Source organism: Vibrio sp. KUL70 (assembly GCF_059725515.1).
Window position 1 is genome coordinate 1,115,298 of sequence record NZ_AP045835.1, and the last position, 19,917, is coordinate 1,135,214.

Annotated in this window: 17 protein-coding genes; 6 read left to right on the forward strand and 11 right to left on the reverse strand. The window is 44.8% G+C overall.

Annotated features, from left to right (window positions below):
* Positions 1-43: 43 nt before the first annotated feature.
* The 6 genes from AC6I7V_RS18940 to moeA form a co-directional block, all read right to left on the reverse strand.
* On the reverse strand, positions 44-889 hold the full coding sequence (locus tag AC6I7V_RS18940) for a sulfurtransferase (protein ID WP_498011895.1): 846 nt from the start codon (positions 887-889) through the stop codon (positions 44-46).
* A 67-nt stretch (positions 890-956) separates the two neighbouring features.
* Positions 957-1,280: a hypothetical protein gene (locus tag AC6I7V_RS18945; RefSeq protein ID WP_498011896.1), complete on the reverse strand. Its 324-nt coding sequence runs from the start codon at positions 1,278-1,280 to the stop codon at positions 957-959.
* Positions 1,281-1,425: 145 nt separating this feature from the next.
* Positions 1,426-1,965 (reverse strand): hypothetical protein, encoded by a 540-nt coding sequence (locus tag AC6I7V_RS18950; RefSeq protein ID WP_255232800.1) that lies wholly within the window; start codon positions 1,963-1,965, stop codon positions 1,426-1,428.
* Between the two features lie 5 nt (positions 1,966-1,970).
* Entirely contained in the window at positions 1,971-4,115 is a 2,145-nt protein-coding gene (locus AC6I7V_RS18955; RefSeq protein WP_498011897.1) for an LruC domain-containing protein, read from the reverse strand.
* Between the two features lie 243 nt (positions 4,116-4,358).
* Positions 4,359-5,117 (reverse strand): molybdopterin-synthase adenylyltransferase MoeB, encoded by a 759-nt coding sequence (gene moeB / locus AC6I7V_RS18960; protein ID WP_498011898.1) that lies wholly within the window; start codon positions 5,115-5,117, stop codon positions 4,359-4,361.
* Positions 5,118-5,129: 12 nt separating this feature from the next.
* On the reverse strand, positions 5,130-6,365 hold the full coding sequence (moeA, locus tag AC6I7V_RS18965; RefSeq protein ID WP_255231970.1) for a molybdopterin molybdotransferase MoeA: 1,236 nt from the start codon (positions 6,363-6,365) through the stop codon (positions 5,130-5,132).
* A 188-nt stretch (positions 6,366-6,553) separates the two neighbouring features.
* On the opposite strand from moeA, the gene folE reads away from it, so the two are divergent.
* Positions 6,554-7,207 (forward strand): GTP cyclohydrolase I FolE, encoded by a 654-nt coding sequence (gene folE, locus AC6I7V_RS18970; protein WP_150870299.1) that lies wholly within the window; start codon positions 6,554-6,556, stop codon positions 7,205-7,207.
* 216 nt (positions 7,208-7,423) lie between these two features.
* Here folE and AC6I7V_RS18975 read toward each other — a convergent pair whose 3' ends face one another.
* From AC6I7V_RS18975 to AC6I7V_RS18990, 4 genes are all read right to left on the reverse strand, one after another.
* Positions 7,424-7,969, reverse strand: a complete 546-nt coding sequence (locus tag AC6I7V_RS18975; RefSeq protein WP_255231969.1) for a hypothetical protein — start codon at positions 7,967-7,969, stop codon at positions 7,424-7,426.
* A gap of 10 nt (positions 7,970-7,979) precedes the next feature.
* The gene (locus AC6I7V_RS18980; protein WP_255231968.1) at positions 7,980-8,519 is read right to left on the reverse strand and encodes a YaeQ family protein; all 540 of its coding nucleotides are present in this window, start codon (positions 8,517-8,519) and stop codon (positions 7,980-7,982) included.
* A 113-nt stretch (positions 8,520-8,632) separates the two neighbouring features.
* Positions 8,633-8,842 (reverse strand): cold-shock protein, encoded by a 210-nt coding sequence (locus AC6I7V_RS18985; protein ID WP_032552737.1) that lies wholly within the window; start codon positions 8,840-8,842, stop codon positions 8,633-8,635.
* Between the two features lie 491 nt (positions 8,843-9,333).
* A complete protein-coding gene (locus tag AC6I7V_RS18990) occupies positions 9,334-10,407 on the reverse strand; it encodes a PQQ-dependent sugar dehydrogenase (protein ID WP_498011899.1) in 1,074 nt (357 codons plus the stop codon).
* Positions 10,408-10,633: 226 nt separating this feature from the next.
* Here AC6I7V_RS18990 and AC6I7V_RS18995 point away from each other — a divergent pair, with 226 nt between their 5' ends.
* Entirely contained in the window at positions 10,634-11,824 is a 1,191-nt protein-coding gene (locus AC6I7V_RS18995; RefSeq protein WP_498011900.1) for a multidrug effflux MFS transporter, read from the forward strand.
* A gap of 137 nt (positions 11,825-11,961) precedes the next feature.
* Here AC6I7V_RS18995 and AC6I7V_RS19000 read toward each other — a convergent pair whose 3' ends face one another.
* Positions 11,962-12,735: a siderophore ferric iron reductase gene (locus tag AC6I7V_RS19000; protein ID WP_255232799.1), complete on the reverse strand. Its 774-nt coding sequence runs from the start codon at positions 12,733-12,735 to the stop codon at positions 11,962-11,964.
* A gap of 212 nt (positions 12,736-12,947) precedes the next feature.
* Here AC6I7V_RS19000 and AC6I7V_RS19005 point away from each other — a divergent pair, with 212 nt between their 5' ends.
* From AC6I7V_RS19005 to fhuB, 4 genes are all read left to right on the forward strand, one after another.
* Complete coding sequence (locus AC6I7V_RS19005) at positions 12,948-13,865, forward strand: AraC family transcriptional regulator (RefSeq protein WP_498011901.1); 918 nt, start codon at positions 12,948-12,950, stop codon at positions 13,863-13,865.
* Positions 13,866-14,056: 191 nt separating this feature from the next.
* On the forward strand, positions 14,057-16,210 hold the full coding sequence (locus AC6I7V_RS19010; RefSeq protein WP_498011902.1) for a TonB-dependent siderophore receptor: 2,154 nt from the start codon (positions 14,057-14,059) through the stop codon (positions 16,208-16,210).
* 782 nt (positions 16,211-16,992) lie between these two features.
* Positions 16,993-17,874, forward strand: coding sequence for an iron-siderophore ABC transporter substrate-binding protein (locus AC6I7V_RS19015; RefSeq protein WP_498012377.1), 882 nt, complete (start codon positions 16,993-16,995; stop codon positions 17,872-17,874).
* Entirely contained in the window at positions 17,874-19,868 is a 1,995-nt protein-coding gene (fhuB, locus tag AC6I7V_RS19020) for a Fe(3+)-hydroxamate ABC transporter permease FhuB (protein ID WP_498011903.1), read from the forward strand. The genes AC6I7V_RS19015 and fhuB overlap by 1 nt, the downstream gene beginning before the upstream one ends.
* Positions 19,869-19,917 lie beyond the last annotated feature (49 nt).

Consider the following 19,917-nt stretch of genomic DNA (forward strand, 5'->3'; position numbering starts at 1 on the left):
CATCTGTTATTTGGTTGAGTGGGATGACTTTTTGAGCTGACTTTTATGATTTGGTCACTTCGATCGGCAGGTTTTCATTGGATCCCCATTCTGTCCATGAACCGTCGTAAACACTCATGGGATTGTGGTATCCCGCCATTTTCGCAGCGAGCAAAATAATACAAGCTGTAACCCCGGAACCACAGCTAAAGACCATAGGTAACTGTTGGTGAATGTCTAAATCGCTGAAGACCGTTTTGAGTTCCTGCTCTGATTTTAAACGCCCTTGCTCCATGACTTGAGAAAATGGGAGACAAACAGAGTGTGGAATGTGACCGCTTCTTAGTCCCGGACGAGGCTCTGGTACTTTTGAGTCGAAACGAGCTTGAGAGCGTGCATCAAGAATATTGGCTTGTTGCGTTTTCGAGTAGTCGTTTACTTGATCAGCATCGATGAAGTACTGTTCATCTAAGGTGCCTTCAAAGTCACCCAAAGTGTCGGCACTTGTGTAGTTTGAAACGGTCTCGAAGCCACTCTCTATCCATGCAGGTAAACCACCGTCTAGAATCAGAGTATTGGTATGGCCCATAGCTAAGAACATCCACCAAGCGCGTGGTGAGGCAAACGTACCTGCATTGTCATACACCACAACGGTACTGTTATTGTTTATGCCAAGCGCTCGAGCACGTTCGTTGAAGTGTTTCTCGGTAGGGAACATGTGCGGAAGCAAGGTGTGTTTATGACAGAAGTCTTTGTCGTAGTCGAATCTCACTGAGCCCGGAATAAACTGGTCCGTAATTTTTTTTGTTTCGCCTGGGATTTGAAATTCAATACTGGCATCGAGAAGAATAATGTCTTGCTGTTGTAGCAGCTCGTGCAACTGAGCGGGTGTGATCAGAGGTTGAGTCATAGTACTCCACTTCCTGTGTTGTTATTGTTTAATTTGAGATATTTAAAAAAGATGAACTTCGGGCAAGCTATTGGGTGCTGTCTGCGGCAATACAGTGCTGATATTTATAGCTTTGTTGCCCAGTAGTTTGATTCAATAATGCATCAATAATCACTATAGAATCAATGGGGCATTCAAGAGTTGCAGGGACTGACAATCGAAAGCTTGGCTCATCACCAAGTTTTAAGGTTAAGTAACGACGGTGGCCATCAAGCGATTGGGTAATGGTATTCGCTATGACGATCGCTCGCTTTTCTACAGGAACAGAGGAAGGGGCGGTTAACTGAATTAACGCCACTAAAACTACAACCCCCAAACCTAGAATAACAAACGCTAACTTTATCTGTTTCATAGAGTTGTTTGGGTTCCTAGACTATGTGCGGTTAGTTTTAAGATACGCCAATTATACTCAATTACGAACTTCTCCGAGTAAGTTCGTGAGATAACTAACAACAAAAAGCGAGCCCATATGAGCTCGCTCGTATTTGGTTAGGTCTCTACCACGTAACTTGCATCACATCTGATGAAACCACTTGCTGAAGCGGCGCTTGACCATCATAGAACCAGATCTCAATCAGGATGTTCTCCTCGCTGATTGGAGCGGTAAATGAAGAGCTAAATTGTCCGTTGTTTAATGACCCCGCTAGTAATCGGCTTGAATAGTCTGGCTTAAAAGTCGCGTCACTTCGTTCAGAATAGCGGCTGTACACAGATACGAATGAACGGTTCGTCGATATATGACTGATGTCGATATTAAGGTCATGCTGCTCGACTGGGTTGTAGTCAAAACCATCGGGTACGGTTAAGTCGGACATCGTGCTTGCCACTGCCGGAGCGGGCGCAGCCGTTGAACCGCCACCTCCGCCGCCCCCACCTCCACCACAACCAAAGATTAATGTAGTGGTGGCGAGTAGTATTATTAATGATGCTTGTTTAACCATGACTCCGCTTCCTTGTTGTAGACGCTTCTGCTGTGCCGATGAGTTTGTGTTGTTGTCGCTAATATGTGGTTGTGAGGCTTTCATTTGTCTGTTCATCATGATTACTCCTCAGATTTCAAGTCGTAACATTGGCCAGCTTCAGGAGACTGGAACCAGGTTGTGGCCTCTTCGCCGCCAGACTCTGCAAACGTCTTGAATTGCGGGTATGCCGTTACGATGTCTACACGTTCTTGTGGCCATTCCCACTCGGCTGTTGACGTAATCATTAATGCCCAAGGGTGGTTCTCTGCAGTTTTGAAGTACTTGCCTTCACTTGGATTGCTGTCATCAACACCTAGGCCAGTTTCGAATAGGTTTGCACTATCGAAGGCTTCGGTGGGGGCTTGGTCAGCTAAGTGAACTTCCCAACTACGACCTGGATGTAAAGGTAAGTTTGGACCATGGTAATGACCGGGAGTCGCGAAGATGAATGGGTCGTATGGCATATCCGTCCAAGCGTTCGCGTCAACGCCTTCTCCTTCTAATGAAATACCAATTTGGAAGGCAAATTGTTCATCGTCTTTACAGCCATTTTGTGTGCGATAGAAATCACAGCTGGTGGCGATTTTTTCAGTCAGGTTCTCAGCGACAACAAAAATGGCTTCACTGCGACCGCTTTCCATATTGAGAGTCGTGAACACACCATTCTCTTTCATGTAAGAGTTACCAGTGCTTACAGAGCTTGGCGCTAAGTTTGGAAGACGTACAGCAAAGCCATTAAGGTAATCCGCCCCGACCGCTACTAAGCGACCATCAATCGTTGATTTGACGACTTTGCCATCTTTTACGATCTCTGTAATGCGATAGCGAAGTACAGCGTCATTCATGTCGTAGTCAGCTTTGTAAGGCCAATTATCTTCATAAGCGAGCGTGGCGTACCCCGATGCACTTGGGAAGTATCGAGCGGTAGCTCCGTCATTCAGTACATCGACTTGAATATCAACAACTTCACCGGACGTAGAGCCACCGTAATACTCTAGGTTGGTCTGTTGGCTGAAACGGAAACGAGCCCATGTTGTACCCGTCAAAGCGCTAACATCGACATTTAGGAATAGCTCGTTTTCACCAGTGGAGAGATGATAGTCAGAGAACACTTTTTCGTTCTCGCCATCAAAGCTGCCATCTTGGTTCCAATCGATCCAAGCGGATAGGTAACCTGTAGTTGACGCTTCAATCATGACTTTGGAATCAAGACCAGCTTCGAGAGCGGTAACAAATCCGATACCGCCGTTAGTCCACTCATCGTCTATGCCGGTTGTTTCATCAGATTGTGGCGATTCGAAACCATCTTGCTCGCCATCTGGGGCTTCGCTACCAAGCCATGTAACACCGTCTAATTCATGTCGCGGTCCATTACTGCTCAGCAGTGTCAAGTAGCTATCTGGTGCATCACCGAAGTCGATATTTGAATCTTCATTAATCACTGGAGCATTGGCACAGCGTGCACCATCATTTTGATTAGAGCTAGGGCCGTTAGATACAAACTCAATGGCAGGCACGATACCGGCAGCGATATTGGCAGAGTTATCTGGTGATAGATTTACACGGTAGATTTTGCCGTCTTGGTTACGTGAAACATAGTAGTTGCCATTGACATCGAAATAGCCGGCACCAAAGGTTCCTGTTTCTCCGGTATCACCAATTGATATTGTAGCGCCGGTGTTCGGATCGAAGGAGTAGAGCACACCAGAATTGTTGTCGATTCCGTAAAGCTTGCCGTCACTCGGATGAAACGCAAAGTCAGTGAGTTTAACCGTAGCAACATCAGATACTTTCACAACAGGTAGGACTGCGTTGGGGTTTGACGCGAGCGGTGTAAGATCAATCGTGAACAAGCCTTTTCCGGTTCGGTATAGGTAGTAAGTGCTGTTATAAACATCACCGACATAAAAAGTGTGGTCGGTTGGCAGACCGCTGGTGTTAACAACCTCGGCTTGGAAGTCTGAGCCTAACCTAACGATGCGTTTATTGGTCGTGTCATAGCCATAGATATAGCGGTCGTCAAAGCTAAAGCCGACACCATTAATGTTAGCGTTAATACCTGTATCTGACTGTAATAGCGTGGTCGACCCAGTGACTAGGTTAACGCCGTATACTTGAACCGGTGTAGATTGGAAAAGATACGCCTGACTTGGGCATGTATCGAAAGGCGCAGCTTGGGCTAGAAGCGGTGCACCGAGTAGCAAACTTAACGTTGGAATTCTCATAGCAGCATCCTTGTGATGGAAGATAACGTATGAGTATCAATTCTTATGCCATTTTTAAGTTATTGTATTTATTAGGTTTGTGTTTTCATTTTTTGGCTTTCTCAAAATGAGAATTGAATTGGAGTCGAGATAGGCCAAGTCGCGTAGAGAGTTTTCAAAATGAAAATAAGGGGAAGTGAATAGAATAAGAGCTTCAAATCCAGGGATGAAGCTCTTAATAGGAAGTGCGTTGTAGTGTGATGTTTATTTGGAGACACCACACACGGTACAGGTCGGCATTTTCATCAATTTCATCTCGCGCCAACTGTGTGACATCGCATCTAAGATCAGCAGCTTCCCCTCTTTTGGAGAGCCAAATTGCGCGATCACTTTAATGGCCTCCAAAGCCTGTGCAGCGCCGACCATACCTACAACCGGTGCCATAACGCCAGCCTCTACGCAGCTAAGTGCAGCCGATCCGAATAGCGCGCTTAAGCATTGATAGCACGGAGCGTTCTCGTTTTGGTAGGTAAATACACTGATTTGACCTTCCATACGAATCGCTGCACCAGAGACCAATGGAACCTTTGCTTGGTAGCACAATCGATTGAGTTGATTACGCGTCTCTACGTTGTCACACGCATCCAGCACTAATGTGTGAGATCGAATCAGGCCATCTAGTTCATCGTCTGACAGACGTCGGTCGACTGCCTCTACCGTCAAGTGAGGATTCAGCAGTTTAAGTGATTCAGATGCCGACTCGACCTTCTTCTTTCCGATGTCAGCATCGGTATGCAACACTTGCCTTTGCAAGTTAGATAGCTCTACTACGTCATCATCGATGAGCGTGAGCTTGCCAATACCCGCTGTAGCCAGATATTGGGACGCTGCACAGCCTAAGCCGCCGGCTCCTAATACTAGAATAGAGCTTTGCTTGAGGGCTTCTTGCCCTTCAAAATCGAACTGTTTAAGAATGATCTGGCGGTTGTAGCGAAGCATCTCCGCATCAGACAGAATTTCCATTAACAAGCCTCGTTAGTAGAGTGTTGAATTAAACAGTTGGATTTGAACAGTTTCACCTGCTTCGACACGACCACGCTCACGTTCAAGTACCACAAAGCAGTTCGCGAGGCTCATTGATCGGAACGCGCCTGAGCTTTGGTTACCTGTTGTTTCGACAACAAACTGACCATTCTCGATAGTGTAGATGCCGCGTTGATAGTCGGTACGTCCCGGCGCTTTTTTAAATGCAGAACGTGTTGTCGCGGGAATCGACTCAGGTGCTTTCCAAGCGGTGTTGCCAGCCAATTTAGCGAGCATAGGTTGTACAAGTACGTACATAGTCAGAACCGCAGATACTGGGTTACCTGGTAAGCCACAGAACCAAGCGTTCTCTAGTTCGCCAAATGCAAAGGGTTTACCCGGTTTAATTGCCAATTTCCAAAAACCAATCTGCCCAAGCTCTTCAAGGATGTCTTTGGTGTAGTCCGCTTCGCCAACACTCACGCCACCAGAAGTTACGACAACATCAGCGAGCTCTTGCGCTTTTTCGAATGTTTGCTTCAGCGTAGTAGGGCAATCAGGAATGATGCCTAAATCAATGGCTTCGCAGCCGAAAGCCTCAATCAGTGGTTTAATACCGTAGCGGTTGCTGTCGTAGATCTGACCATCTTCTAATGGTTGACCTAGAGGTTTAAGCTCGTCACCAGTAGAGAAGAAAGCAACCTTAGGTTTGCGCAGCACTTGAATGTGGCTAATACCCAAAGACGCGATCATTGGAATATCACGAGGCGTCAGACGTTCGCCTTTACTCAGTACAACGTCACCTTGCTTGATGTCGTCACCCGTTGGACGAATGTTGTTGTTCGGCTTGATGTCAGTCTGTTGAATTTCGATGCCGTTTTCGGTTTCACGCGTATTTTCTTGCATGATGACCGCATCGCAACCTTCTGGAATCTTAGCGCCAGTCATAATGCGCACACAGGTGTTTTGTGGCCATTCGCCTTCAAAAGGTTGACCCGCGAATGATTTACCTGCGAGTGGGAGAGTATTGCCATTTTCTAGGTCTGCTAGACGAAGGGCATAACCATCCATTGCTGAGTTATCAAAAGGAGGAACAAAAATAGGTGAGAGAATATCTTCAGCAAGAACGTAACCTAGAGCATCTGCCAATGGCAGTGATAGTGTATCTTGAATTGGGGTAATTGGTGATAGCAGCTTATCAAGTGCTTCTTCAATTGGCATTAAGCCCGGAGCGTCGCAACAGCCCATAATTGAATTCCTTTGATCGTTATTATTTTGATTTGTTTGTTGGTACATCGGTATCAACGAAATTGATGCCACTTTAGCATAGTTTGAGGCCCGTAAATAATGACCTCCCTTAAAATATGGGTGTAATTATTCAAAATTCCGAGTATCCTTGTCTGCCATCCAAAAGGGGTAATAGAAGAGGAAGTTCAATGTCAGGTCTTAGCGAATCAGCGAAGTTGGTTAAAGATGCGCTAGCGAGCCGCGGGTTAGAAACACCAATGAGCCCGAATCAGGTAAGCCGTGAAGAGAAAAAGGAACGAATCGAACACCATATGCGTGAGATTCTGACTCTTCTAGAACTTGATTTAACCGATGATAGCTTGGAAGAAACACCACATCGTATTGCTAAAATGTATGTCGATGAAATCTTCTCTGGTTTGGATTACGCCAACTTCCCTAAAATCACCGTGATCGAAAACAAAATGGGCGTTCGTGAAATGGTACGTGTGAAAGACATCACGGTAACCAGCACTTGTGAACATCATTTAGTGACGATTGATGGCAAAACGGCGGTTGCTTATATTCCTCGTGGAAAAATCATTGGTCTTTCTAAGATCAACCGTATTGTTCGCTTCTTTGCTCAGCGCCCACAAGTTCAAGAGCGCATGACTCAGCAAATTTTAGTTGCACTTCAAACTCTGCTTGAGACCGATGATGTTGCGGTAACAATGGATGCAGTTCACTACTGCGTGAAGTCTCGTGGCGTGATGGATGCAACCAGTGAAACGACCACAACGGCACTGGGCGGTATTTTCAAGTCAAACCCAGCAACTCGTCATGAGTTCTTGCACGGTTTACGCTAATCTACGATTGATTAGATAAGTTTGATTTCACTACTTAAATCGACAAGAAATATTTGAAGCCCCGCAGTCTGCGGGGTTTTTTGTATTCGCTCTACGTCATTCTCCAAAAAGCGAAAACGAGGAATAAGCATCGTAGGGAATCATTTACGAAGGCATGATTTGAAATGAATGCGCTCAACAGGCAGTAAAGCGCATTTTCATTTGAGTTTGAAGTGATTAAGACAGGTTAAACAAACGCTTAAGAGTATGAATTAAACCTGATGGTTTATTCTGAGCTTGATAGATGCTCAATCCATCGTAGAAGCTACCCATAAACGAGACACGAATCTCATCTTCGGTTTGTCTTACGATTCGACAAAGTAGGGCAGCTGTCGCGGCTGCATGATCGTTCGCTAGGCTGTAATCCATTCCCATACGACCTTGAACAAATAACCAAAGGTGAGTGATGAATTGCAGCTTCTTTGAACTTGAGTGGCTGAATTTCTGACTGTGCTCTTGGCCAACCGTCTCTTCTAGTACCTGCTGCATCGCTTCGCTGGCATCTTTGTCAGAGCTAAATTCATAGCTGGCATCGATGTGCGTTTTCGTCAGCAAGCCAAGTAGGGTTTGAATACTGGAGTTGTCAGGTTTGTTTTCACACGCATGTTTGAACAATGACTGATTGCTCTGGATAAAGTCTTTCGACTCGTGCTCAAACCCAATTTTTAGGGCCTGGATCTGTGCAAAGCCTGCTTCTGATAAACAGTGTTCGAGTTTACTCATCGTACGGGTACTATTCGTTGCTTTGTAGCTCTTCCCAGGTCACTTCAGCTGACTTGGTATCACTGTTCACAAAGGCTGAATTGCCCGTTAGCATCACTGACAAATCCATCGTACGTTCCGTCATTTCAGCCATTTGCTCGATACCTTCATTGCTCAGGCGAACAATTTGAGCGTTCAAGTAGCCAAACTTACCGCGGTTTTGTTCCCACCAAACATTCGACTTGGTGTTAAAGCTAAATACTTTGACTGACTTTGCTAAGCGAGTGGCTTTTTTAACGCGCTCAGGATCCGGCTCACCAACATCGATCCACTCTAAGATCTGATCATCAAGAGACTTTTGCCATAGATCAGGCTCTTCAATGGTCGACAAACCTTTAGTGAATTGAAGCTCTGGTGATGCATTGATACAAAACGCCATGATACGAGCCATCATGCGTTGTTCTGTCTCAGAAGGGTGTTGTGCGATAGTGAGGTTGAACGAGTCGTAGTAGTCTCGATTCATGTCTGTGAGTGAGATACGAAATTTGTAGATTGTAGGTTTAAGAGCCATTAGCAGAGTCTGGTATGATAAATTGGGCTCTATCTTACCTTAACTGAATGAATTTTGGGTAAAAAAAATAGCCAGCATCGGCTGGCTATTTTAGGAATGCGTTAAGCGATCAATTAGATTACTTTGATGCTGTCTGCTTGAGGACCTTTTTGACCTTGAGATACTACGAACTCAACTTTTTGGCCTTCAGCAAGAGTTTTGAAGCCGTCACCAACGATTGCAGAGAAGTGTGCAAATACGTCTGGACCGTTTTCTTGTTGGATGAAACCGAAACCTTTAGTTTCGTTGAACCATTTTACTGTACCAGTAACTGTGTTAGACATGATGATATCCTAAATTATTTTTTATTTGAGCCTATTGCGGCACCGATAGCGTGGAAAAGTTTATTGCTATTGCGTACAACACAACGGGGAGTTACTAGTAATCCAACGATATGTTTATATACAAAGAACTTTCTTTCTAGCCGAAATCGAGTCTAAATTAAACAGGGTCTGTGTCAATGGGAACTGTGCTAAAGGTTGCAGAACTTTGGGGGCAGTCAAACTTTCCATTCCTTAGATATCATGGAGTTACAGTGGCATGGTGTTTTGTTGTACTTTTTGTGACAAATAAGTGTGATTTTTGATTAAAAACTGGAGTCATAGCACTAATTCAACAGTTATTTATGTCAATAGTAGTGGTGAAATGTGAGGCATAAAACAGATCAGAAACGAGAATTATTGGAGTAACTAGACAATTTACACCTTTATCTAAACGAATCTCCAAGGCAGATATCACATCAAAATGATTACAATATCCTACCCTAGCGACAAACCTAGTGGATTATGCGATATAAATTGCCGTTGTCGGTACTAAAGTAGATATCACCCTCTGGTGTGACTTCAATATCGCGAATTCGCTCTCCCATATCTTCAAACAACCGCTCTTCGGCTACCGCTTGGTTGTTCTTATTCAGAGTGACAACGTTAATGTGAGCGAGCTTCAATGCGCCCGACAATAGCTTGCCATTAAGTTCAGGAAATTTATCACCTCGATAAAGCACTAAACTGCCCGGAGCGATAGAAGGAATATAAACCTTAATAGGTGACTCAATCCCTTTTTTGGTTTTTGCTTCACCAACCTTAATGGGGCCCCAATACTCTTTACCGTGAGATGTGATTGGCCAGCCGTAGTTTGCGCCTTTCTTTATCAGGTTGATCTCGTCACCGCCGCGTGGTCCATGCTCAATCGACCAAAGCTTGTTGGTTTTTTGATCATAGAAAAGACCTTGTGGGTTTCGGTGGCCGTAGCTCCAAATTTCATTCAGCACGTTTTTGTTTTTCACAAAAGGGTTGTTTTTGGGTACCTGTCCGTCAGGGGTTAGCCGCAAAATAGAACCCGCATGGGTTTGCGTGTCTTGGCCGTTGTCCCGATCACCGCGATCACCAATAGAGAAATAGAGACTGTTGCTATCGAAAGTAATGCGGCTGCCAAAGTGACGACCTGTATCCGTTAGGGATTGAGAGACGAACACGTCTTGCCAGTCGGTAATCTGTGTTCCGTTATAGGTCGCACTTGCGAGAGCAGTAACGGCATCACCTTGTTGCTTTTTACTGTAGGTGACATAAATCTTGTCTTTTTCAAAAGGAGATAGAGCAATATCTAAAGCGCCACCTTGACCTTTAGCCCAAACGTCAGGCAGACGAAAAAGCGTTTTTTGCTCGCCGGTACTTAGATTAACTTGTTTAATGACTCCTTCGCGTTCGGTCACTAACATTGTTTTGTCGTCAACATACGCAAGCCCCCAAGGAATCAATAACCCATCGGTGATCTTCTCCACTTGAAGTGCTTGGCTGGGCAACGCAATGGCGAAGCTCAAAGCCGCGGTAATACAATGAGTTAATTTCATATGGTTTCTCCAAATAGTCCCTGTCTTTTAGTGTAGCGTTACTATGGTTTGTGAAAAGTGACTATTTCGAAAATAAATGTAAACAGTATTGTATGAATAAACTCGGTGGCGTATGTTATCTCGTCTTTCCTCACGATGTTTAACAACCATGCTGACACGATGGCTTGTTATGCAAGCATTGTTTCTATCGCTCTAGTTACACTTATCAAAATTAGGTTGCGCAACCATGAAGTCCAGTTTTGAATTTAAAACTATCTTGCTCGCTTGTTTGATCATCAGCGTTGGTCAACTTAGCATGGGCTTGGTGTTTCCATCACTACCTTGGATTGCCAAAGACTTTGATGTGTCACTGGAGCAGGCTCAGTTGTTGGTCAGTGTCTATCTGCTTGGCTTTGGACCTTCACAATTCTTGTATGGCCCAATCTCCGATGCTTTAGGGCGTAAAAAAGTGTTATTGACCGGCCTCCTGATCGCTTTGATGGGACTGCTCGTGATTATTTTCCTGAGTCACTCATTCTCGAATATTGTACTAGGCCGCTTCTTGCAAGGATTAGGAACGGGGTGCTGCGCGGTATTAGCTAGAGCGACAACCCGTGATAGATATTCGGGTTCTGAGTTACCCATAGCAATGTCTTATATTGCTATGGTAGCGTCGATTACACCGTTGATTGCTCCGGTGATTGGTGGATTTATCAATTTCCATTTTGGCTGGAGTATGGTCTTTATCTCGCTGCTTGGCTACGTGAGTTTAGTGTGGTTTGTGATCGCTTTTCGTTTCAAGGAGACGGTCAATCAGTTTTCGAAGATCCCTTCACCGAAGCGTATGGCGATTCAATATAAGGAACTACTGAGTTCCCGATACTTCATCAGCTTTGCCAGTATCGGCTGGCTCAACTTCAGTCTGATGATTACAACCGTTTCAGTGATGCCGTTTATCATGCAGAATCAAATTGGCATGACATCGGATCAATACGCAATGTGGGCTGTGATACCTGCGTTGGGTATGCTAGGAGGCACCAGTCTGTGTAGCCGCATTAGACCTATTTTCGGCAGTAAGAAAACTCTGCTGATTACCCCTGTTCTTCATATCTGCGCGGCTGTTTGGCTGTTTGTGTGCCCTCTAGAGCCTTTATACCTGATGCTTGGACAGTTATTGATGATCCTTGGTAACGGTATTGCATTGCCGTGTGCTCAAGCTCTCGTGATGCTTCCATACAAAAAGAATGCGGGTGCGGCGGCAGCGATGTCTGGGGGAGGGCAAATGGTGGTGTCGTCGTTAGTGAGTATGGGGTTGGTTAAACTGGGGTTAGGCCAAACTTGGCACCTGTCAATTGTGATTGCTGTGTTTACTTTAATTACACTCTTTAATATCACTCGTGGTTTTAATAGCCCAGAAGCGCAGCAGGTAAATGGATAGCCTACTGCCTATCTGATTTCATGAATTACTCATACACGGTGTCCATGCATTTACAATGCTGAGAACATCGTGAATCACTTCAACAAAAAAACTGGAATATAAATAACTTTTGCTGGGGTGACGCTCTACGCCGCTTGTTATTTTGTAGATTTAGCTGCTCGACGTTTATTATCTGGATGTCGAGGGCAATCATCACACAGTTTACGAGAGTCACACTTGTAGACGAGACAACAGCTCGTTCTGATCAACTTCAACATTCCCGTTTCAGGATCGGTTTTAAGGCTGCTTAAATGGCGATCGGGTAGCTCACAAGCCTCTAACCACAGCCTCGCTTGCTCACGTATATATTCGTTGCTGAACTCATTATGGTGACGTTGAACCTTAATGAGTGCCGCTAGAAGATGATCAGCCAGCAAATGCTGTGTAAAGCCCGGACGAATGCGTGTCCAGCTATTAATTTGCTCTCGGTAGAACTCGGATAAAGCCAGTAGCGCTTTACCGGCTTCGGGGATCAAGGTTTCAGGCTTACCATGTTGGTGTGCATCCGTGCTAAAACGGTAGCCAGTGATAAACCCTTTTAAGCGTGATTGACCAATATTCTGGATATCAGGCAGTGAGTGCAACGCATAAATGGAAATAAAGGAGACGTATATAGGTTGCCAGCTGAGTAAATCCCAAGTGCGAGTCAACCAATATGGATTCCCCGCTTCAGGGTGGTTTTTGGCCAAGATATCATAAACACGTTTGATCTCAATGTGACTTTCTGGATTGCTGATCACAATACTCTTGCCGTTAATGGGCCCGAAGCTACCTTTTAAGAAAGGGGTGACTTCTTTTGAAAGGGAGAATACTTTTTGATGAAGAGGCGGGGCTTTTTTACGGGTGACAATGTCGTGAATTTGAGCCAACATAAGAACGTAATAAATGATAATCAATTTCGTTATCATAACCAAACAAAGCGCACTTCACCATACAAATTGGTGCATTGACGTCGTTTGAAATGGATCTTTTGGAATCAGTAACAAACGGTGCGTGACCCGAATCGAGGTTAATGATACTAATATTTGCAAGGCGAATATAACGTGTCGATTTATAACCCACTCAAGACGAAGAAGTATAAACGTTGAATAAGAATACCCCTGCATTTGAGCGAATTAGTAAGGTTCTCGGTTTTATTCACAATAACCTTAGTAGCCCACTCTCTTTAGAAGAGATAGCGACCCAGAGCTGTTGGTCTCGTTGGCAACTGCAGCGCGTCTTTCAGTCAGAGACAGGAATGACCGTAGCGAACTATGTTCGAGAACTTAAGTTGAGCAGAGCCGGCGAAATGTTGTTAGATGAAGACCAAAGAGTCATCGATATCGCGATTGCTCTGGGGTTCAACTCAGAGATTAGCTTCAGCAGAGCGTTTAAGCAGATGTTCGAGATTAGCCCCAGCCAATATCGAAAAAACGGCAAAAGGGTTGGTTTAAAAAAGCCTATTGAGGTGTCGGAGTTGTCTACTGCTTTAGAAAAAGGGAGTTGCGCTCGTTTTGTAGAGGTAAAAATTGATGAGAAGGATGCTTTCCTGATCAAAGGCATGAGCACAGAAATCAGTGGGTTGTTTTCTCTCACGCAGGATTTTTCTCAAAAGGTGCCACAGTTGTGGTCACGCCTTGAACAAGAAGTGGTATTGCCTAAACAACAAGACCTGCGTTTTATTGGGGTGGTCGATATCACTCAAGCTAATTTTGACGGCACGAACCTGAAATATTGGGCTGGTGTCGTGTTAGATGAAAATGTCTCTATGCCAACCCTACCGAGCGTCGTTTCAGAAAAACTAGAGATACTCACCGTACCTAAGCAGACTTATGCAGTGGTGAAACATAAAGGACCTATTCAAGGTTTGCCTAATACGTTGTCTTGGTTTGTTCTTAATTGGTTTCCATCCTCAGGTTATCGCGGAATTGACGGCTACGAACTAGAAGTCTATCCAAAGGATTATCAGTCACAGTCACTAGATGCTGAGATGGAGTACTGGGTTCCCATAGTAAAAGCCTAATCAATCTCTGATTTTTTATGGGGAAACCCAAAATTTGACCATATTTATTGAAGGGTCAATTGCTTTTTACTGAGCAATTGACCTTTTTTATAGATATTTGCACCAAATTGTTAACTATCACGCCTTTAGATACATACAATGCAAATGAGATTTATTATTATTTAACTTAAGCATTGGTATCTGAGGGACTCATGAACACCCACACTCATTTCAAGTATTCCGCATTAACTGTCGCGCTCATTAGTGCTTTATCCGCTCCAGCATATGCAGAAGAGTCGAAAGCAAACTCTGAGCAAGATGTAGAAACAGTAACGATCCTCGGCAAGGCGTATCGTAATACTGCGACAAAATCTGCTTTGGAGCCGGAAGAAACCCCACAAGGTATTACAGTCATCGAAGGGGAGCAGCTTGAGCAGCGTGGTGTAAAGTCACTCAACCAAGCACTGCGTTATGCGCCGGGTGTGGTTACAGAGCAGAAGGGTGCGTCAGTGACGATGTACGACACATTCTCGATTCGAGGTTTTACTAATAATCAAAGCTACTACGATGGTTTGGTACTGCCATTCCTGACCGGTTGGAACTTACAACCACAGATTGATCCCATCGCAATTCAACAAGTAGAAGTGTTTAAGGGGCCAACATCGGTTTTATACGGTGCAATGCCACCTGGCGGAATGGTTAATATGATTACCAAAACGCCACAAAGTGAGGCTTCTACTAAGGTTGGTGTTTCGACAGGTTCACGAAGCCTAATGGAAGCGTCGATTGACACAACCGGACAGATTGGTGACGGCGATCTTTCATACCGCTTGATAGCGTTGGCGCGCAAACAAGACAGCCAAGTAGATAACGCTGAAGAAGAGCGTTATGTAATTGCGCCTTCTTTGGATTGGCAAGCATCCGATAACACACTGATTAATTTCAACCTTTATTATCAGAATGATCCTGCAATGGGAACAAACTCTGCGATGCCATTAGAAGCGATCAAATATCATGATCCATCTGTGTCGATGGGGGATAAAAATTGGAGTACTTTCGAGCGTGAAGTACTTATGGTGGGTTACAAAATCAATCACCAATTTAATGACAATTGGTCGTTCTTGCAAAATGCTCGTTATACCGATGCTTCTCTATATCAAGAGAATACATATCATCGTTCGACAAATTTTAACCCTGCTACGGGCGCGATGATTCGAAATGTATACAGTACCGATGAAGAGTCACAAAGCTTCGCAATTGATAATCAAGTTTCAGGTACTGTTTTGGCTGGTGGGCTAGAGCATAACCTTCTCTTTGGTGTTGATTACATTAAGTTAGATGGGGACTCTCTCTACAAAGAGTATACCGTTAATCCTGGTGCAGGCTTCTACGGCTTCAATGTGTATAACCCTAACAATGATCTTTTGGATCGTGACAACCTCCAAGAGAGTTATCGTGAAACACATGATATTTCGACAGAGCAGCTAGGTTTCTATTTCCAGGATCAAGTTCGTTACGATGCGCTAGTTTTACTCGCGGGTGGTCGTTATGACATGTTTAAAGCGATGGATGATAAACAAAGTGATTTACCAACCTACGATGGTAAAGATGAAGCCGATCATAATCAGTTTTCTTATCGTGTTGGGGCGCTATATGAGTTAAGCAATGGCTTGTCACCATTTGTAAGTTACGCAACAAGTTTTGAGCCAGCTGCTGGTACAGATATTAATGGTAAATCTCTGAAACCTCAGCTAGGTGAACAAGTAGAAGTCGGTGTGAAATACCTGTCTCCTGATATGGACAAGCAGTTCACTGCATCATATTTCCATATCACTAAACAAGATTCCATTGTTGCTGACCCTTCAGATCCTTCATACAGAGCTAAAATTCAGCTGGGTGAAGTTCGTTCACAAGGTCTGGAACTTGAAGGACGATGGTTTGTTACTGAAGAGCTAGATATTCAGGCAAGTTATACCTACTTGGATATGGAAGTGACAGAAGATGTAAATCCAGCTCTTGAAGGTACGACTCCTATTTATGTCCCTGAACACGCAGCCACGTTATGGGGGAACTACAACGTTTATGATGGAGTTTTGTCGGGAACACGCTTTAGTGCTGGTGCCCGATACATGGGCGAGATGCAAATGGATGCTTCGAATACTCAAGGTATGGTGCCATCTTACACTGTTGTTGATATCTCGATTGGTTACGATTTAGGCATGATGTCAGACTCTCTTTCAGGAGCGTCTGCAAACTTCTTAGTCAACAATCTATTTAATGAAGAGTATTACACCTGTTACGACAATAGTAATTGTTGGTTCGGCGAAGAGCAGTCTGTCGAGCTGAGTGTTAACTACGAATTCTAAAGGGTTAAAGTAACCCAAACAATCAAGCAGCCTGAGAAGGCTGCTTTTGTCGTTGTGCGCCGAGCATGGTGTCAACCTAGGAGGTGAAAGTCCTCTACGCGCCTTGTCGAGCAGGAAGCGTTAGCCTATGCAAGGGTGTCCATCGTGAGGTGGAATCTGAAGGAAGCAAATGGCAAAACATAGCTTTGACGAACAGAAATCTGATAGTAGGCATAATCAACTTGGGTAACCTAGCAACAGATAGAATAGCCCAAAGTCTCGAACAGAAGTGTGATTATGTAAATCAGGCAGAGCTATGGGAAAGGGTGACATCTTACCTCGGGAGGTCTTATCAATTGTCCGCGAGACTAGGCTAGCAGTGATGCTAGACGAAGATTGATAAGAAGTCAGCAGAGGGCATAGTACCTACAATGTGGGGAAGGCCTGAACCAAGGTTTTAAGGCTACAGTTAACAGATTCTCAGTGTGTATGGAGTCTCAGTCAAAAGTAGAACCCCTACAACTCCGCTAATAATGATGGTGAAGTCGGAAACGGATCTGTTGCTAGCGAAGAGAGACAAGCCACATTGGCGTTAAAGTTAAATAGTGGACTTAAGCTAACGTAAGTTAGTCTACCTTGGAACCGCCGTATGCGATACACGCTTGTACGGTGGTGTGAGAGGACGGAGGCCGTGAGGCCTCCTCCTACTCGATTCAAACATACAACTAAAACCGATAGAGAACAAAATGAAATTAATAAATAAAGGCTTACGACTTTCCAAAGTAGGAATTGGTTTATCGATTATGGCTTTCCTATGCTCAGGACAAGCATTCGCCAAGTTTGAAGTACAAGATAGTGAAGGCGCTAAAACCTTACCTTCACAGCCTGAACGAATTGCCGCACTCAACTGGGATATTGCAGAGCAGGTGATTGAGCTCGGAGTGACACCTATTGCCGTGCCAGATATCGCTGGATACAACGAGTGGGTTGTTCAGCCTCCCATCCCAGAAGGGGTGCAAGATGTTGGGACACGCACAGAACCGAATTTCTCCGTTCTTAAGCAGCTAAAGCCAGATGTGATTTTGATCGCTTCACCGCAGAAAGATCTCGAATCCCGTTTATCTGAAATTGCACCTGTTCTCTACTATAAGACATACAGCGAAACTCACAATAACGCGCGCGCAGCGATCGATAACTTCAAGAAAATCAGTCATGTCCTTGGTAAAGAAGAAGTGGCTGATCAAAAACTGCAAGCGATGAATGAAAGAATCGCTGAACTTAAAGGCCTGCTCGATAAAGCATATCCGGCAGACAAACCGAAAGTAACCTCGTTTCGCTTCGCGAGCACCAACTCGGTGTTCATTTACGGTGATAACTCTATCCCACAATACGCTTTACAGCAGTTGGGCTTCGAAAATGCGATTCAATTACCAGCAAGCCAATGGGGTATCACTCAGAAACGAATCACAGAGCTTAAGCACGTAAAAGATGGTATTGCACTGTACTTCGAACCTTTCCCTTACACGGCGAAGCTAAATCGTTCACCAGTATGGAAGAGCATGCCGTTTGTGAAGAACAAACAAGTTGCTTCAGTCGCACCAAGTTGGAGTTATGGCGGTGCGATGTCAATTCTTTACAACGCGGAAGCGATAGCTGAATCAATGCTGGAGCTCGCTGAGAAGTAATGAAATATAACGGGTTAATTGTTGTGGCTGTATTGTTGTTCGCAGCCACCATTCATTTGTGGCTAGGGCAGAGCGATTTTGGGCCGGTATCTTTATTAATGAATGAGGTAGCGGCGGCAGGAAGCTGGTCGGCTCTACAAGACTTATATGCGCAGTCATTTGAGCTGATGGGGTTTATTGATGTCAATTTACCGCGTTTGGTGATGGCGATATTGGTGGGCGGCTCTCTAGGTACTATTGGTAGCCTATTTCAGCAATTAACTCAAAACAGAATGATGTCACCATTGACGCTGGGTACATCAGCAGGTGCTTGGCTTGGGCTGGTGCTGCTCAATGTCTTTGCGCCAATGTTAGTTGGGCAGTATTCCGTCTTCTTCGCACTGTCGGGTGCTTTGGCCTCGATGGGGCTGATTGTCGCGATTGTGGGTCTGAAAAACATGAGCGGCTTGCCGATAGTATTGGCCGGTATGGCCGTCAACTTGCTACTTGGCGCATTTGCGACGGCGATTATTCTGCTCAACGACCAATATGCACAAAATCTATTTATTTGGGGTGCGGGCGATCTCGGCCAGAATGGTTGGGAGCAAGTTGAGTGGCTGCTTCCTAAACTTCTACCTATTGTTGCTATATTCCTATTTGCACCGCGAGTATTGACGTTGTTATCGATCGGAACTGAAGGTGCCGCGGCTCGTGGTTTAAACATCGGTACCACGTTCTTTTTGTTGATGTTTATCGGTGTTTGGCTGGTTTCTGTATCAATTACTACAGTCGGGGTGATCAGTTTTATAGGTTTGATTGCACCAAATATTGCTCGTTATCTTGGTGCTATTAAGGCGAAGCATGAGTTATACGCGAGTGGGTTATTAGGCGCCTTACTTCTGTGCGCAACGGATAGTCTTGCTATCTTCATGGGGCAATGGTCATTAGATATTATCCCGACCGGTACAGCGACGGCCGTTATTGGTGCTCCCGCGCTGATTTTAATTGCAAGAAAGCAGCTAACCGCACAAGATCAGATGTTCTTTTCGATGCCGAAAGGAGCAAAGCAAACGGGTGCTAACGTCTATCTTGCGATAGGTACGGTAATGATAGTGCTGCTTGGATTGAGTTCTTTTTCACATCCGCTATCTAGCGAACACTACTTTCAGGTTCCAGATGCGTTTGAGTGGTCAATTCGTTGGCCACGTATGCTGACGGCTATTTTTGCTGGTGGTGGTCTAGCGGTGGCTGGGGTGATCCTCCAGCGACTGGTTTACAATCCGCTTGCGAGCCCAGATATCCTAGGGGTATCGTCGGGGGCGGTATTAGCGTTGATTTTGAGCAGCTTATTGTTTGGTCATTCAATCCATACATTAAGTCCTTGGGTCGCGTTTTCGGGTAGTTTAGGCGCTCTTGCTCTTTTACTTTTTCTCGGAAAGAAACATCAATACGCGCCTTCCATCTTGATCTTAACCGGGATCTCGTTAACCGCTGTATTAGAGGCTTTGGTTCAGTTTTCATTAACACGAGTGGGAGAGGGTAAATACACTTTGTTGGCGTGGCTTGCTGGCTCGACTTATCGTGTGAAACCTGAGTCTGCGTTAACTCTTGCTTTAGTCATCTCACTGGTCGTTATCGCGGTTTTGTCATTAAGTCGTTGGGTTACTTTAATTGGCTCGGGGCGTCAGTTCGCTTCAGCCCGAGGACTAAATATCTCAACCGCTTACTTAGTGCTGTTGTGTCTGGTCGCGGTGCTGTGCGGTGTGGTGACAACAACAATGGGGCCTGTTGCATTCGTTGGTCTTTTGGGACCGCATATTGCGGCAATTGTTGGCGCTCGAACGGTCAAAGAGCAAATTGTATTGTCTATGTTCATTGGTGCCACCTTGATGTTGTTTGCCGACTGGCTAGGACAAATTGTGGTATTTCCCGATCAATTGGCCGCAGGGACTTTGGTTTCTGTCATCGGTGGTAGTTACTTTATCTTCCTCTTGTTAAAAGCAAGGCGTGATTAAAGACTCATGTGATTGTGATGATTTAGTACTTAGCAGAACTTAGGTACTG

Excerpts from the sequence above, each read along its gene's own strand:
- AC6I7V_RS18995 (WP_498011900.1), top strand. The coding sequence starts at position 10,634 with ATGAAGTCCAGTTTTGAATTTAAAACTATCTTGCTCGCTTGTTTGATC.
- AC6I7V_RS18940 (WP_498011895.1), bottom strand. The coding sequence starts at position 889 with ATGACTCAACCTCTGATCACACCCGCTCAGTTGCACGAGCTGCTACAA.
- AC6I7V_RS18985 (WP_032552737.1), bottom strand. The coding sequence starts at position 8,842 with ATGTCTAACACAGTTACTGGTACAGTAAAATGGTTCAACGAAACTAAA.
- AC6I7V_RS19000 (WP_255232799.1), bottom strand. The coding sequence starts at position 12,735 with ATGTTGGCTCAAATTCACGACATTGTCACCCGTAAAAAAGCCCCGCCT.
- AC6I7V_RS18950 (WP_255232800.1), bottom strand. The coding sequence starts at position 1,965 with ATGAACAGACAAATGAAAGCCTCACAACCACATATTAGCGACAACAAC.
- AC6I7V_RS18980 (WP_255231968.1), bottom strand. The coding sequence starts at position 8,519 with ATGGCTCTTAAACCTACAATCTACAAATTTCGTATCTCACTCACAGAC.
- AC6I7V_RS19015 (WP_498012377.1), top strand. The coding sequence starts at position 16,993 with ATGGCTTTCCTATGCTCAGGACAAGCATTCGCCAAGTTTGAAGTACAA.
- moeA (WP_255231970.1), bottom strand. The coding sequence starts at position 6,365 with ATGGGCTGTTGCGACGCTCCGGGCTTAATGCCAATTGAAGAAGCACTT.
- AC6I7V_RS18955 (WP_498011897.1), bottom strand. The coding sequence starts at position 4,115 with ATGAGAATTCCAACGTTAAGTTTGCTACTCGGTGCACCGCTTCTAGCC.
- AC6I7V_RS18975 (WP_255231969.1), bottom strand. The coding sequence starts at position 7,969 with ATGAGTAAACTCGAACACTGTTTATCAGAAGCAGGCTTTGCACAGATC.
- AC6I7V_RS18945 (WP_498011896.1), bottom strand. The coding sequence starts at position 1,280 with ATGAAACAGATAAAGTTAGCGTTTGTTATTCTAGGTTTGGGGGTTGTA.
- moeB (WP_498011898.1), bottom strand. The coding sequence starts at position 5,117 with ATGGAAATTCTGTCTGATGCGGAGATGCTTCGCTACAACCGCCAGATC.
- AC6I7V_RS19010 (WP_498011902.1), top strand. The coding sequence starts at position 14,057 with ATGAACACCCACACTCATTTCAAGTATTCCGCATTAACTGTCGCGCTC.
- fhuB (WP_498011903.1), top strand. The coding sequence starts at position 17,874 with ATGAAATATAACGGGTTAATTGTTGTGGCTGTATTGTTGTTCGCAGCC.
- folE (WP_150870299.1), top strand. The coding sequence starts at position 6,554 with ATGTCAGGTCTTAGCGAATCAGCGAAGTTGGTTAAAGATGCGCTAGCG.
- AC6I7V_RS18990 (WP_498011899.1), bottom strand. The coding sequence starts at position 10,407 with ATGAAATTAACTCATTGTATTACCGCGGCTTTGAGCTTCGCCATTGCG.